Below are 14,657 nucleotides of genomic sequence, written 5' to 3' on the forward strand. Positions count from 1 at the left end.
GGGATTATGCCTCCGAGGCTTTGACCACGATCGCGAATGAAGTTCACGCCGGACTCATCGTCAGCGGCATGAGCCCACGCGCGGGCAATAATCTTTTGGAAGGTATTTCGACAGCCTTTTCCCTGGCAGCGCATGCGGAAATTCCTGTTCTGATCATGCCATTGGATCGAGTCATGAACTTTGCGGATGAGGCGCGGCTGCTGGTCGCCGACAATATGGAAGTGGAAGGCCGCCGGGCTTTGGAAGCTGCGATCCAGATGGCGATTGAAGTGAATGCTTCGTCCATCTGTCATGTTCATGTGCACAGGTTATCGGTGGATGAAGTGGATCACATGGTGGATAAGGTCCGTGAAGCCATGAACCTCGGCCGTATTCCTTTGAATCCCGACTTCTCGACAACGACCTATACGGAACAGATCAGGTCGAAAATCGCGGGCGAACTGCAGACCCGTTTCCGAAGCTTGCCCGGCTCAGACACTGTGGCTCCGCGTTACCAGGCTCTGGTCAGCTTTGGCAAACCCGTGGATGAGCTGCACAAGACCACACAGCTGCACAAGCCTCAGCTGCTGGTCTTTGGTCGTCATCATCTCTTCCATCGTCAGCGTTTTTCACTTGGAAAAATTCCCTACGATGCGATGATGGAAACGGGAGTAGCCACCATGATCGTGCCCGACACGGGGACCAACGTCAGGTCTGCTAAAGTTTAGGGATACGCTTGAACCAGGGGGTATTTATGTTGCGCGCATGCACCTTGTGTCTTCTGATTGCAGGAGCCGGGACCTTGACCGCTCAGCAGCTGAAGGTTCCCACCGGGGAAAAATCCGACGAGCAGGGCAAGTCCGCCTTTGCCGTGGAGCAAAGGGCCCGTGAACGCCCGATCCGCATCGAGCAGGACTGTCCTCCACCGGAATCGGTGGATCTATTCCAGACTTCGACCTGGAATACTGTGGAGATCGGCCTCAGCTTTCCTTTGGGTGAAGGGTCGGGGGAAGCACGGCCTTATACACGGTATACGTGTCCGAATCCTGGGGTTAAGGCGAGTCGATGAGTTTGCGAGATAGCGACGGAGCTTGCGATAAGCGGGATGGCGAGGGGCTTTGTCCGCGACAAAGCCCGCCTTTCGTTGCAGATTAGTTGCAGGTCCAGCTCATGCCACGCAGCTTCTCGACGAAGTTGCTGTAGCTCTCTTTGCACTTGTCAAACTCGTGGTTGTATTCCCACAGCTTGTCTTCCGTACCTGGCTTTTCTGTCTCTTTGTAATAAAGCACCTGGCACTTCTGCTGACTCATATCCATCTTCACACGACGGGTGTTCCCCGAAAGTTTGCAGACGGATTCCGCACCATTTGCACTATTGGCCGTCGCCTGCGCCTCCGCAGGGCCTTCAGCCGCGGGAGCCGCCGGTGCGGCCTCGGGCATGGATGCCGGTGCATCCGCGCCCATGGCGACCGTGGCAACAAAGAGTTGCGAGACTAAAAAAAGACTGACTTTCATGAATGTTCCTCCACCAAATGACAGACGGAAAAACATTCGGCGTTGCGCCCGCAAAGATTCACAGGTTTTTTTATGCACGCGGCCTGGGGCCGAACTCGCCTGTGAAGACAGGCGATTGAAATCATTTCCGGCCGTATCAATCGCTTTTTTTACGGCCGGACGCTGACTCAAGCCAGATCGAACAGAAGAAACGCCGTGCCATCGGCGACTGCCTTCACCGGCAGATTCGCTTCGCGCGAAATCGCGAGTCCATCACCAGCCTTCAGTTGCTCATCCCGAACGCTGAGCTCTCCACTGATCAGCTGGATCCAGCCATAGCGTTCCGCCTTCAGCGGCAGATCGAGCGTCTGGCCGGCTTTCAATTCCGCGCGATAGATGCGGACGCTCTGATGAATGTGCACCGGCGCCTCTTCCTTCATAGGCGCGACCAGCAGCTTCAAAGTTTCACCGTCCACAGGATGAACAGAAACCTGCTCATAGCTGGGTTCGATGCCGCGTTCTGCCGGTTCGATCCAGATCTGCAAGAGCTCCAGATCCTCGCTTGCCGACGGGTTGAACTCACTGTGCCGCACGCCGGTTCCCGCGCTCATGCGCTGAATCTCGCCGGCCTTCACCAGTTCTTTGTTCCCCATGCTGTCCTTGTGCTCGATTGTACCGCGCAGGACAACTGTGATAATTTCCATATCAGCGTGACCATGAGTGGGAAATCCCTGACCCGGAGCCACGATATCCTGGTTGATCACCCGCAGCTGGCGAAATCCCATGAAGCGAGGATCGAAGTAACTGGCAAACGAAAAGCTATGCCAGCTTTTGAGCCAGCCATGATCAGCGTATCCGCGGTCTGAAGACTTTCGTGTCAAGAGCATAGTCCATCCTCCTACAGGTTCGACTCCTAACTTAACGGCAAAAGACGATCGAAATATAGTATAAAGATTCGCTCATAATGATCAGATTTATTGATTATGTTTTCCGGGGAATTCCGGCAACTTGCCGCCCCTACCCTTCCAGATTGACCTGTTCTTGGAAGCACGGATTTCGAGAACAGTTTCTCGCTTCACCTCGGGTTTGACCTTTTTTCAGGCTGACCTTCAAAGACATAGTGAGCCCGATATGGACCCTCTTCATCCCTCAGGAAAAAGGATTCACCATGAAGGCCCAGCTGTTCATTTGCGCTGCCCTCGCTTTTGCATCTCCCACTTCTCTGTCGCTTGCCTGCGGTCCTGACAGTTCGGATCAGCTTTCCCATCCTGAATTCAGCGTCCAGGAAGTCAAGGATCATACCCTTCTGAAACTGAACGGCACGACCGCGCAATTTATCTTCGATCACCTCAAAGATCCGGATGTAAGACGTTTTCAGTCGAATTTTTTTCACATGCGCGTGGGCTATGGCATCACCTGCGTGAATCAGCCTGCGCACCAGCATTATTTATGCTGGGAAAAACTCGCGGATGAAGGCTCGGTGAAAAATTTTCTGCCCTATAAAGAGGAATTGAAAAACAGCGCGTCCTGGGTGCGCCTGAACCTGAAGGGCCCGGCCATGGAACAGCTCTATAATAAATTGTCGGACGACGGAGATGTGGCCGAGAATGAGGATGGCACGCTCGCCTTCATCAAACAAAGAACAGCCATCACCTGCACCAAACTCGTGAGTCCTGATGGTTCCGCAGCGTTTGAGTGCAGCCAGCTCCTGTCCGGAGGCGGTCTTCCCATCGGTCCCGGTTCGGATCCGATGATTGGTTCAGGAACCCATCCCGTGCAGCTTGATGTCGCGGAAGGAGGCAACTGATGCGCGCTCTCCTTGCTCTCAGTCTTCTGGCGGGACCGGCCCTGGCCCAGGAACTGAAACCTGTTCTGATCAAACCGATCGTGGACCTTAAGCTTCCCCCACGGATCTTCCGTCCGATCCTGGCCGTGAAAGTACCCTATGCAGTGAACCTTAAGACCTGCGATCAGCCGCGACCGGCTCTGGGTTCCTGCACCCTGGAATATAAAGGGATAGTGCTGGCGCGGCACAAGCTCGAAGGCCAGGGCAGCTTTCAGTTCAAAGGCGAATTCGCGCTGAATAATGGTGTTCCGGCCGTGCAGCTCCGCTGCCAGCTCGATGGCTATGATCCGCTGCTGGAGTCCGTCGAGCTGGTCAACAATACTTTAAACGCTGAGGCCTGCTTCAGCACGCGGACGCTTTTTCAGAACCCGACCGTGGACGTGGATAAGGGCGTGGCGCGGGTCAAGGTGCAGATCCCCAAATTCCGCGAAGACAAAGTGTGGCTCGACAATCGGAGCTTCGTCCAGCTCAGCAGCGAGCAGAAGGATATTTTCACCAACAGCTGGAACGGGGAACCTTATCTTCCTGAATTTCCGATGACCAGTTTTTACCTGGCGCTGCCTTTGGATGCGAAGATCACGCGACTTCTGGTCAAACCGGGTCGCCCCATAGGTGGCGTGAATCTGCCGCTGGTGCCCAAGGCCGAGGAAGGGCCCACGCGCTTCAACGGTGTCCTGCCTCCACGTTTTGATAAGGAGCTTTACTTCAGCGGGCCGAATGATATCTCGCTCGAAAAAAGCACCCGTTTTCAGCAGGCCACCGATCGGGAGCAGAATATCGTCAAAGTATCATTGCCGCTCGTGGATTACTCCGCGCAATCGTCCTCGCTTCGTTACTACGAGGATGTGGAAGTTACGCTCACCTTCAAAGCCGACTCGAAATGTTTCCGCGCGCCCTATCGCGGCCGCGACGCCGTGGATGTGTATCGCGCGCAGCAGCTGGTGGGTTTGAATCAATTGATCCTGAACCCGAACGATGTGCTGAGCGTCTGTCGGACCAATGATATCCTGCGCAGCGGCGAGACCGTCCCGCAGCTGATGCGCGCCGCCGTCCAAACCGCCGGCCCGAACCTTGTCATCGTTTCGCCGGAAGCCTTCAAAGAGGCCGCGGAGCGTTTGCGCCAGCATAAGGAAACGCTGGGTATTCGCAGCTCAGTCCTTTACTGGGAAGGTGGAACGGCGGCGGATCTGAAAGATAAATTGAATACGGCTGCGAATAACCTGAGGCCCAATGCCATGCAGTGGGTTCTGCTGCTCGGCGATGTGGATCGCATTCCGACTTATTATGACGTGGGTGATCCGAAACACGGGGATTACGCGCAGAGTGCGGGGGATGTCTACTACACGCAGTTTCCCGCCAATCCAGAAGGCTATACGCCGTCCCTGGATCCCAAGCTGAGCATCGGCCGCATTCCGGCGAAAACCCTGGATGAAATGAACCGAGTCGTCGCGCGCATCATGCAGTATGAAAATAGTCCACCGACCGTGGACTATTACTATCAAAGCCCCACCATGGCCGCGACCCTCCAGATGACGACATCCCAGGACACGGGCAGCGTGAACAATTATGCCGAGTTCATGGAAAACTCGCTCGCCCAGCGTTATCTTCAGGCGGGCTTCCGTCCAGAACGCATCTTCCGCACCGATACCGAAACGCCCTTGAAACCCCGCAACTGGTCGCCATCCAAGCCCATTGATTATGATGCTCTGACCCGTTCATCAGCCGGCATCCCTGCTCAGCTCTTTCATATGGAAGGATCGCAGGAATTGATAGACGCCGCAGTGCAGCGTGGGACGAGCCTTCTGATCAATCGTGGTCATGCGACGACGAAAAACTGGGCCTGGCCAGGATTCAGCTACGATCCGCAGCGTTTCTCGCTCTTTCCGAGTGACAAGCCGCCCATGGTTTTCGCCATTGCCTGCCTCACTGGATTTTTCGACAGCGAAACCATTCACGAAGGGCATATCACCAGTGAGCAGAGTGAATTTCAAACAGCGGATCCGAACGGCCGTTACCTGGCGGAACAGATGCTGCTCGATCCGAACGGCGTCCTGGGAGTCGTGGCTTCCAGCCGGCAAAGCAAATGGGCCTACAACAATCGCCTGACGCTGGGCCTTGCGCGTTCTTTGATCGACAAACAAAGTAACAACCTGCCGCTGAGTCAAAGGCTCGGTGATGTGATGGTGGATGCCAAGGTCTTTGCCAAAAAAATAACGGGCTCGCTGGAAGAGAGTAAATTCCTGGAAAACACCAACCGGCATCACCTCCTGGTATACAACCTTCTGGGTGATCCTTCGGTGGAATTGCGCCAGGCCGCTCCTTTCCGCGTCCAGGGCCAGCCTTCCGTCAGCTACGATGCCGAGCGTCAAACCCTGCGCGTGCGTTTCCGTGTGGAGGCTCTCAGCTGCCCTGGCTGTGATCTTTCGCAGCAGAAAGAGCAGCCCATTGCCGTTCTGATGGATGGCAATCAAAGAGTCGTGAACAGGGCCTTTGCCACCCCCATCGTGAGCGAGCTGGGTGAGAACCGTGAAGTCATCCTGAGCGGAGTGACGAGCTTTTACGGAAGTCTCTTTCATCTTTATTTAAGCAGCGCCGGGCTCACACCCTTCCACCATGTGATGGATAATCGCATACTTTGATAGTCCGGGATGAGGCAGCCGCATGACAGCGGCTGCCCATTTCTTTTGCACAATCTTTCCGAATGGACAGCCTCCGAACGAGCCGGTCATACTACTTTTACTTTGCCAGGAGGGCTTTGATGAAAACCAAAGGGAAGGAAGAGACTGTGCCGGATGCTTTTCTCACCACGGATCCCAAACTGATTCTCAGGAAACCACGATCATTTCATGAAAGGCATAGCACGCTGCTTAAGATATTGGCAGGTGTGGCTGGAGGGCTCCTGGCCCTGCTCCTCGTGACCCGCTTTCGAAAACTTTTCTAAGGGAAGAATTGAAGCCCGCCTGCGGGCGGGTTCTGGCGAAACCAAGGCGTACAAATAAGCCCCATAAAAGGCAGATAAGATTTGGTTAATGGCCCGGAATAAATAAGCGCAACGCGACCTCCGATAGGATTCAAAGATCTCCATCAACTTCGAGGGTCACATTCATGCGAGTCACAATATTTGCACTGATGACCGTACTTTATTGTGGCTGTAAACCGGGGGCTGTCGGTCAAGGCTCCAAAGGCTCCCAAGACCCGAAGCCCGAAAGTTCGGAGGCGGAACCTGCTCCAGGAAGCCAGGGAATACCCCTGGACAAGGGCGCCATGCCTCCCCCTCCAGATCCAGAAGAGGAATCGAAAGCCGCCGAGCCTGGCATTATCGGAGGTGCTTACCTTTACTGCGATGCGGGCGAATCCAAAGGCAAAAATCCGGCCGAGGTCCAAGTGGGCTGTCGCACAGCGACCGTTGAGGACAGCATATGGATCGCGGCGGACAAATCTTTTCAATTCTATGATACGGCCAGCGACAGCATGCTGGTGCGGGACATGCTCTTCCCTGCGCCTTCTGATGCCTATCAGATGTATTTTGCTGAAAATATTTCGCAGATGGAGTCGCGTGAAGTTCAGCTCAATATCACCCTTCCCAAGGGCAAGTGGCAGATGACCACGACGGTCAGCCCTTATCATTCCGAGCTTATCACGCTTCGCAAAAATCCTGGCCTGACGCTGATGTCGACGACCGACGGTGTGACCGTGACCAAGGATAGGAAAAGCTGGAGCGAATGGATGCCTCTGAAAATCCCGGCCAGCATCATGAAACTGCCTCCCAGTGCAGGCCGACCGAAACCGCCCAAGGGCGCGGATCTGGTGGCCTTGGCTGAATTGCGCTTCGATGATACGGTCTGCACCTATCAGCAGGGGAAAGGCCCCAAAGAGGAAATGATTTTGAGTTTCGTGTCGTGCAGCCGCGACGTTTGGAAGCCTGATCAATGGGTCAGGGTCAAAGCCATTTCCCTCGGCATTGTGATGAAACCCAATGCCACGGAAGTGGGTGATTATGCGGTGACGCTGCAGACCCTTCCCTAAGGCCCTCCCGGGATTTTAACCTTCCCGCAAACGCTCGCATTTCTTGGCTGATATTCCAGGATTCGGCCATGAATGCGGGCGCATACTTCCCACAAAATCTACGCGTTTCGCAATTTCTACCGATTCAGAACCTGTATCAATAGGAATTCCTCCGCGCAGAAAAAGAAGGCATTTTTGATGTTCCAAAGCAGGAGCTGGGCCTTCAAAAATTATAGGCATCTATGGCAAGGCCTGCGGGTCTTTGCTGCGCTTTTCCTTGCGCTCATTCCTGGGAGCCTTCATGCGCAGGCTGTCCTCGATATCAGTGATCTGTCTGCGACCGAAGCTGTCTATCCCGAATGGCAGCAGTGGCTGAACCCCTTGGAGCGGGATGATATTCAGCGGGTGATCGCGGATGCGGATATACCCTGGGACGATCGCTCCAATCACGTCCTGCCGCTGCAAGAAGGTCCTCATTGGGCCCGGCTCTCCATCCAGCATAGCAAAGCTTCGGGCCTTGTCCTCTATGTCGAGGACCAATGGGTGCCTACGAACTTTATCGACGTCTTCCTCGTTCAGGATGGCAAAGTTCTGAGTCATCAGAAGGCCGGCGATCATCGGCCGCCCTCCGACCTCAGGTTTGCGCACAGATACCCTTTGTTTCGCGTCGTCGTGCCCGAAGGGACCTCAACGCTCTACCTGCGCTACGAAACCGATGATATCCCAGGCGTTCGCGCCGTGCTCTGGTCCGAGGAAGCCTTTGAATCGTATCGGATCCGTGAGGCTCTTTTGCTGGGGAGCACGCTGGGCATCCTGGTGGTCATGACTCTTTATAATCTGATTATTTATTTTTTCGTGCGCATCCGCGCCTATCTCTATTATGCGGCATATGTGGCCTCGTTTCTGATTTTTGAAATTTGTATTCAGGGCCTGGGTTCACTTTATATCTGGCGGAGCAGCTGGACCAATGGTGAGGCCACGCTGATTTCAGCGATGATGGCTTTGGTCTTCGCTCTGCAGTTCACCGATCAGTTCCTGTCCATAAAGGTGCATTTTCCAGGCATTCGCCGTTATCTGCGCATACTCCAGGGTTTCTGCGTGTTCAATATCGCCTTGACCTGCGTGAATCTGCAGGCGGGGAATATCGTCGGCATTTTGGTGAATCTCCTGGCCGTCGGCTGGATATTGGTCGCCACCTTGAATCTTTGCGCGCGAAAGCATGTGACCGCTTATGTGATGCTCAGCGCCTGGGGAGCGTTTCTGGCTGGAAATAGCTGGTCCGTCCTTTATTTCGTGGGGCAGGTTCCACCGGGATATGGTGGGCGATGGGCTATGGTTTTTGGAGCTATTTTTGAAGTCATAGCCTTGTCTTTGGGCCTCGCTCAGCACATGGCCCGGCTGCGTCGCGAGAAGACGAACGCGGAGCTGTCCGAGGCGCGAGTGTTATCCAACATCGAGGCTGCGATGCGCTTTCAAGAGAGTCTTCTCGGGTCGGTTCAGCCGGGGTCCTGTCTGCAGTTAGCGAGTTTTTTTCAGCCGGCGGAGAGGATTGGTGGCGACTGGTATGATGTGGCGACTTTGGGAGCGGGGCGTTACACCCTCCTCTTTGTCGGCGATGTGACCGGGCATGGACTCTCGTCAACCCTGCTCAGCTCAGCAGTCAGCGGCTGTATTCGTTCCATTCTTTATGGACTGTCTGATGCCAATACTCTGGACCCTGAAAGCGTCCTTATCGAAGTCGCGCGACGGGCCAACCGATTCATTTGGAACTCGGGTTCCCAGAGCGGCGGGCTTATGTCGATGATCATGGTTTGTCTGGATATGCAGGAGCTTCAGGCCTTCTATTTGAACGCTGGGCATCCGCATCCCATCCTTCGGTCCGGTCAGCAGACGCGTTTTTTGGTTTCGCGCGGGAGTCTTTTGGGGATTGGGACGGAACCGGATTTTGAAGTGCGGAGCGTGAAACTTCAGCTGGGTGATACGCTGACCCTTTACACGGATGGTGTCCTGGAATGCGCAACCCACGATCAAAACCTCCTGAGCCAACGGGCGCTGGCGCGATTGAGCAAGGAACATTCGTCGGCAGCGCAGACGGTGGCCGCGATTCAAAGCCTTTTTACAGAAGGTTCGGTAGCGCTGAGTGATGATATAACAGTCGTGTCGGTGGATATCAGTGAACGCTGGGAGCCTGCTGGGGTGATTCTTGAGAAGAGCGCCTAACAAGTCCTGACCTCTCCACGCGGCAATGCGAGCCCGGCACAGGGCGGGATGACGTCTGGACCTTTACGCCTGAACTCCCTGCCGGCGGGGCCTCCTGCTCAGGCGATCATGAATGATCGAACCTATGGATCAATGAACCATGGAGATTATGAAGGCCATGGTGGATAACGCTTTGCGCCGAACTCATCAAATAACCTATTTATTTCGTGGAACGAATAACGTTAAATGGTAGGGTTATGGAAAGTCTCCGATCGACAGTCTCTCTCTATTGAGGAATGGTAAAAATGAAAGCTCGCTTGCTCGTCGCATCGTTTGTATCCTTGGGCCTGGCCTGGTCTGCTTCGTCTTTTGCGGCTGCCTACAAGATCGATCCCGCTCAGAGTACAGTGAAATGGCTCGGCTCGAAGGAATTGATCAAGTCCGAACACTACGGCCTTGTCAAGATCAAGGAAGGCACGGTTGATCTGGAAGGAAAGGGTGACAAGGGTCGCATTGTCTTTGACATGAACAGTATTGAAAGCGTCGATCTGAAAAATGAACCCGATAACAAGAAAAAGCTTGAAGGCCATCTGAAGTCCGATGACTTCTTCGCCGTTTCCAAGCATCCAGAAGCTACATTCGTCATTAAATCGCTGACTCAGGATCCGAAGGAAAAGACCAATTACGAAGCGGCTGGAGACCTGACCATCAAGGGGAAAACCAATCCCGTAAAACTGCCGGTGACCATCGTTGAAAAAGACGGCAAGGTCAAGGTCACGGGCAAATTCAAAATCAACCGCGTGGATTGGGGCGTAAACTACAACTCGAAGTCAGTTTTCGATATCAAGGCACTGGGTGACAAGGTCATCAACAACGACATCGCTTTCGACGTTGATGTCGTGGCTCTGAAAAAGTAAGTCCCTTCGGGATCTGTGGGGAGGGGCCTTGGCTCCTCCTTTAATTTCCGAACCTGCGAGAAAACCTTTTGAACTCTTCAGGCACTTCGGCTTCAAAACGAAGCTCACGACGCGTGACGGGATGGTTGAAGCCCAGCATGCGGGCATGAAGAGCCAGACGTTTATAGGGCCAGTCGGGATGAAAGGCACGATCCTTTTCATAGCGCTCATCGCCGAGGATGGGATGCCCCATTTCTGCAAAATGCACCCGGATCTGATTTCTGCGACCTGTTTCCAGGTTCACAGCGACCAGGCTGCTGTCGGGATACCGAGTGATTACCCGATAATGCGTGATTGCCAGCTCGCCGCGGGTCGATGATTTTTGATTCAAGGCTTTATCCGTCTGCAAAAAGCTACGAATGGTGCCTTGATCCTGGGCGAGCTTTCCCGCAACGATAGCGTAGTATTCACGCTCCGGTTTACGGGCCGAGAACTGCCTGATAAGGTCTTCAGCGATAGCCGGGCGCTGCCCGAATACCAGCAAGCCCGAAGTATCGCGATCCAGGCGGTGCACAAGGCTGACCTTGGGTCCTCGGGACTGCCCGCTTGCGAGGTGAGTGGAGAGGAGATCCACCAAGGAGTTTTTTTCACGACGATCGGTCGGTACGGTCAGGATCCCAGCCTCTTTATTGACAACAGCCAGATGCTCATCACAAAAAACCAGACTGAATCCATGAGTTTTTCGCTCAGCGGGCTTTTCCCGGTACTTGCGCTCCGGGTCGTAAATTAAACCCAAAACATCCTGAGCCTTGACCTGGGCCCCATAATCCAGACACTCTGTGCCATTAAGAGTCACGCCTTCGTGGTCCATGAGACCCCGGACCCGAGCCCTGGAAAAGCCCAGAAGTCGGGCGACCAGGATATCCACGCGCCCTTTGTCCGATTCGAGGACACAATAAGTCTGTTTTTTCAGTGTCATGGTGAGGCTTTTCCATTGAAAGTGAGCTGCCTATGTAGCAGGGTTAACGGGAAAAGGCTTCAGAAAAGCGAATTTTGATCGAAACATCGAAATCCCGCGTGTGGAAGCCGCTGCACCCGCAACAAAACTGACCGCGTTGTCAGCATCTTACGAGGCCGTTATACTCGCCCTTCAACCAGCCTGGAGTGACCTTTGCTTACGCGAATTTTCTTTCCAAGTCTCCTGTTTACCCTGGCCTTCAACGTTCAGGCGGATGAAGGACAATGGCAACCGCACCAGCTTCCGCTTTTGAAAGCCGAACTGAAGCGTATCGGTATCCAGACACCGGCGGAAAAACTCGCCGATTTGAGTCGGGCGCCCATGACAGCGATCGTGTCGCTGGGAGGCTGCTCCGCTTCTTTTGTTTCGCCGAAAGGCCTTGTCGTCACCAACCATCACTGCGCTTACGGCGATATTCAGCATAACTCGACCGCGCAGAGAAATTTTATTGCCGACGGATTCCTGGCCCGCTCGCGGACGGAAGAACTGCCGGCAAGCCCGAACACCCGCATCTATGTCACCGATCGGGTCGAAGACGTGACCAAACAGGTGCTCGGCGGCCTGGATGACAAGCTGTCTGGCAAGGCGCGCTACGAGGAAATCGAGAAGCGGGTGAAAGCGCTGATCGCGACCTGCGAGGCGGATAAGGCTTATCGCTGCTCGGTGCCGAGCTTTCATCGCGGCATGGAATACTATCGGATCCGCCAGATGATGATACGCGATGTGCGGCTGGTGTATGCGCCTTCCGACAAGATCGGGAACTTCGGCGGCGAGGTGGATAATTTCGAATGGCCGCGGCATACCGGGGACTTCGCCTTTCTGCGGGCCTACGTCGGGAAGGATGGAAAACCTGCGGATCCCTCGCCGGAAAACGTGCCCTTTGCCACGAAAGATTATCTGACGGTTTCCGCGGAAGGACTTAAAAACGGAGATCCTATCCTCCTGGCCGGTTACCCCGGTCGCACCAATCGCTATAAACTGCCGAACGAAGTTCGCTTTGTGCGCGACCTCAGCTATCCCCGCCGCGTGGCGGAGTATGAGGCTGACCTGGCCGCGATTGCCGACGCCACTCAAAGCAATCCTGAAGCAGGCGTTCGCTATGCGAGCGTGACCAAAAGCATCAGCAACGGCTTGAAGAAGCTGCAGGGGCTGCTGGATGGTTTTGCACGAAGGGATATTGCGGCCATCAAAGATGAACAGCTGGCTGAATTCAAAAAGTGGGTGGAGAAGCAGCCCAACGCCAAGGAACTGAAAAATGTTTTGACTCAGATGGATCAGCTGATCAAGGCCGACAATGACCTGACCGAAGAGCAGTTTGCCTTTTCCGTCGCGGCCAAATCGGATCTTCTGAGCAGCGCCCTCCAGCTCTACAGGCTGTCGGTCGAGCGGAAAAAACCGGACGCCGAACGCGAGTCCGGTTATCAGGACCGCGATCTCCCCTTCATCAAAGCCCGCCTCACTCGACTCGAACAAACCTTCGTCAGCGAAGTGGACCAGGCTCGCTGGCGTGCGTCGCTGCAGCGTTATCAGAAATTCCCGGCGGATTCGCGTCCCATGGGACTCGATCCTCTGCTGCCCAGCGTCGATGCGATAGCCGGACTCTATCACAACTCGGCGCTGCATGACACCACCCGTCGCCTGGAATGGATGAGCAAGGATCCCCAGGTGTTTCAGGATTCGCAGGATTCTCTGATTCAACTCGCCGTGAAACTCTACGACACCACCATGTCGCTCGTGAATCGCCGCAAGGAAATCGACGGCAACCTCGACCGCGTGATCCCCGAGTACATGAAGGCCGTGATCGCCTGGAAAAAATCACTCGGCAAACCCGTTTATCCCGATGCCAACTCCACCCTGCGCGTGACCTATGGAACCGTGGCTCCCTATTCACCCAAGGATGGTTTGATCAAAGGTCCTTTCACGACGCTGGAAGGCATTTTGGAAAAGTACACGGGCAAAGCGCCCTTCGATGCGCCCAAGGGCCTTTTGGAAGCGGCACGGGAGAAACGCTACGGAGTGTTCAAGGATAAGGTCCTGGGCACCGTTCCTGTGAATTTCCTGTCCACCGCGGACACGACCGGCGGCAATTCCGGGTCGGCCGTGATGAATAAACGCGGGGAGCTGGTCGGACTGAACTTCGATTCGACCTATGAATCGGTGACCAAGGACTGGTACTTCGACCCGCTCATGACCCGGGCCATCCACGTGGATATCCGCTATATGCTGTGGGTCATGGCGGAAGTGGACAAGGCGGAAAACGTCCTGAAAGAAATGACCATCCGTTATCCTAATGCAAAGGATAGATCTGCACATTGAAGCGGATCAGCATGTCGGCTTCCGTGGATTCCACGTCCTGAGCGGCAAGGATGCTATGATCCTTGACCTTCTCGATGAATTCCGGAAGTCGACTTTTTTTCACCGAGATCATGATCGTTTCAAAATAAGCATCCTGCGACGCGAACCACTTCTTGAAAGCCCGCTCGGCATCCTGCACCGCGTACTGATGAAAGTTGCTCATGGTCAAGCCGTTGTCTTCACTGTCGGTGAAGCGGATGACGTTCTCCCTTATGTGATAACGCTGCGTTTCGGGATCGAGTCCGATCACTTCAATCCCGATCAGGCAGGCCAGGGCATACTCCACATCCAGAGCGCGGGAACGCCCGAAATATCCTTTCAGCTGCTCCTTGCTCGGATTGTTTCCATAAAGGCCAAAGGCACAGTAGACCTCGGCCGCGAAAACCATTCCGTGCAGACGTGAGGGGAAACTTTCCTCGACCTTTTTAAAGGATCGTCTGAGGCTCTCCAGTTTTTCACGCAGCACACGGCGCTCGTTGTCGTCATCCGTTTCCTCCATCTCAAAGAGGAGTTGAGCCGCTGTGGCCAGACGCCCGGTCAGCCCGAAACATTTGATGAAACTTTTCCAGTAACGGCTGTTCAGGCGGCGCTTGCCATTTAAAAATTCAGACAGATAGCCGCGCGAAGGAATACCGCAGGACCTGCACATCTGGGCGATGGAGAAATGCGGATGGGTTTGCTTTCTGCGCTCGAACAAAGCTCGAAAAATGGGGGATGGCTTATCGCTGGCCAGAAATTGATTATAGATGAAGGATCGTTCTTCCATCGTAAGGGACATGGCGTGCTCCGCATGTATGACCTATTAAACCATCATCACAAAGGATCATAGGTCCTGACGTGCGAGAGTGGAATTTAATGCGAAGCTG

At 54.5% G+C, this 14,657-nt stretch carries 12 protein-coding genes and 1 pseudogene; 9 read left to right on the forward strand and 4 right to left on the reverse strand.

Annotated elements, in window-relative coordinates:
- Both VFO10_RS09625 and VFO10_RS09630 read left to right on the forward strand, forming a co-directional pair.
- A pseudogene (locus VFO10_RS09625) lies at nucleotides 1–707 on the forward strand (hypothetical protein); the annotation flags it as partial.
- A 26-nt stretch (nucleotides 708–733) separates the two neighbouring features.
- A complete protein-coding gene (locus tag VFO10_RS09630; RefSeq protein ID WP_325139442.1) occupies nucleotides 734–1,048 on the forward strand; it encodes a hypothetical protein in 315 nt (104 codons plus the stop codon).
- A gap of 82 nt (nucleotides 1,049–1,130) precedes the next feature.
- On the opposite strand, the gene VFO10_RS09635 is transcribed toward VFO10_RS09630, so the two are convergent.
- Nucleotides 1,131–1,493 (reverse strand): hypothetical protein, encoded by a 363-nt coding sequence (locus tag VFO10_RS09635; protein WP_325139444.1) that lies wholly within the window; start codon nucleotides 1,491–1,493, stop codon nucleotides 1,131–1,133.
- Nucleotides 1,494–1,660: 167 nt separating this feature from the next.
- The gene (locus VFO10_RS09640) at nucleotides 1,661–2,359 is read right to left on the reverse strand and encodes a pirin family protein (RefSeq protein WP_325139446.1); all 699 of its coding nucleotides are present in this window, start codon (nucleotides 2,357–2,359) and stop codon (nucleotides 1,661–1,663) included.
- A 281-nt stretch (nucleotides 2,360–2,640) separates the two neighbouring features.
- Here VFO10_RS09640 and VFO10_RS09645 point away from each other — a divergent pair, with 281 nt between their 5' ends.
- The 6 genes from VFO10_RS09645 to VFO10_RS09670 all read left to right on the forward strand — a co-directional run bounded on the left by VFO10_RS09645 (nucleotide 2,641) and on the right by VFO10_RS09670 (nucleotide 10,439).
- Nucleotides 2,641–3,279, forward strand: coding sequence for a hypothetical protein (locus VFO10_RS09645; RefSeq protein ID WP_325139448.1), 639 nt, complete (start codon nucleotides 2,641–2,643; stop codon nucleotides 3,277–3,279).
- Nucleotides 3,279–5,957 carry a C25 family cysteine peptidase gene (locus VFO10_RS09650; RefSeq protein ID WP_325139450.1) on the forward strand — a complete coding sequence of 893 codons (2,679 nt, stop codon included), beginning with the start codon at nucleotides 3,279–3,281 and terminating at the stop codon, nucleotides 5,955–5,957. Before VFO10_RS09645 ends, VFO10_RS09650 begins: the two co-directional genes overlap by 1 nt.
- Nucleotides 5,958–6,076: 119 nt before the next feature.
- Entirely contained in the window at nucleotides 6,077–6,259 is a 183-nt protein-coding gene (locus tag VFO10_RS09655) for a hypothetical protein (RefSeq protein ID WP_325139452.1), read from the forward strand.
- Nucleotides 6,260–6,582: 323 nt separating this feature from the next.
- Nucleotides 6,583–7,344 (forward strand): hypothetical protein, encoded by a 762-nt coding sequence (locus VFO10_RS09660; RefSeq protein WP_325139454.1) that lies wholly within the window; start codon nucleotides 6,583–6,585, stop codon nucleotides 7,342–7,344.
- A 177-nt stretch (nucleotides 7,345–7,521) separates the two neighbouring features.
- Nucleotides 7,522–9,543, forward strand: a complete 2,022-nt coding sequence (locus VFO10_RS09665; protein WP_325139456.1) for a SpoIIE family protein phosphatase — start codon at nucleotides 7,522–7,524, stop codon at nucleotides 9,541–9,543.
- A gap of 284 nt (nucleotides 9,544–9,827) precedes the next feature.
- Nucleotides 9,828–10,439, forward strand: coding sequence for a YceI family protein (locus VFO10_RS09670; protein WP_325139457.1), 612 nt, complete (start codon nucleotides 9,828–9,830; stop codon nucleotides 10,437–10,439).
- 40 nt (nucleotides 10,440–10,479) lie between these two features.
- On the opposite strand, the gene VFO10_RS09675 is transcribed toward VFO10_RS09670, so the two are convergent.
- On the reverse strand, nucleotides 10,480–11,397 hold the full coding sequence (locus VFO10_RS09675) for an RluA family pseudouridine synthase (RefSeq protein WP_325139459.1): 918 nt from the start codon (nucleotides 11,395–11,397) through the stop codon (nucleotides 10,480–10,482).
- Nucleotides 11,398–11,589: 192 nt separating this feature from the next.
- Here VFO10_RS09675 and VFO10_RS09680 point away from each other — a divergent pair, with 192 nt between their 5' ends.
- Nucleotides 11,590–13,752: a S46 family peptidase gene (locus VFO10_RS09680; protein WP_325139461.1), complete on the forward strand. Its 2,163-nt coding sequence runs from the start codon at nucleotides 11,590–11,592 to the stop codon at nucleotides 13,750–13,752.
- Here the strand turns inward: VFO10_RS09680 and VFO10_RS09685 are convergent.
- Complete coding sequence (locus tag VFO10_RS09685) at nucleotides 13,724–14,569, reverse strand: TIGR02147 family protein (RefSeq protein ID WP_325139463.1); 846 nt, start codon at nucleotides 14,567–14,569, stop codon at nucleotides 13,724–13,726. The genes VFO10_RS09680 and VFO10_RS09685 overlap by 29 nt on opposite strands.
- Nucleotides 14,570–14,657: the final 88 nt, after the last annotated feature.

This window comes from Oligoflexus sp. (genome assembly GCF_035712445.1).
Taxonomy (GTDB): Bacteria; Bdellovibrionota_B; Oligoflexia; order Oligoflexales; family Oligoflexaceae; genus Oligoflexus.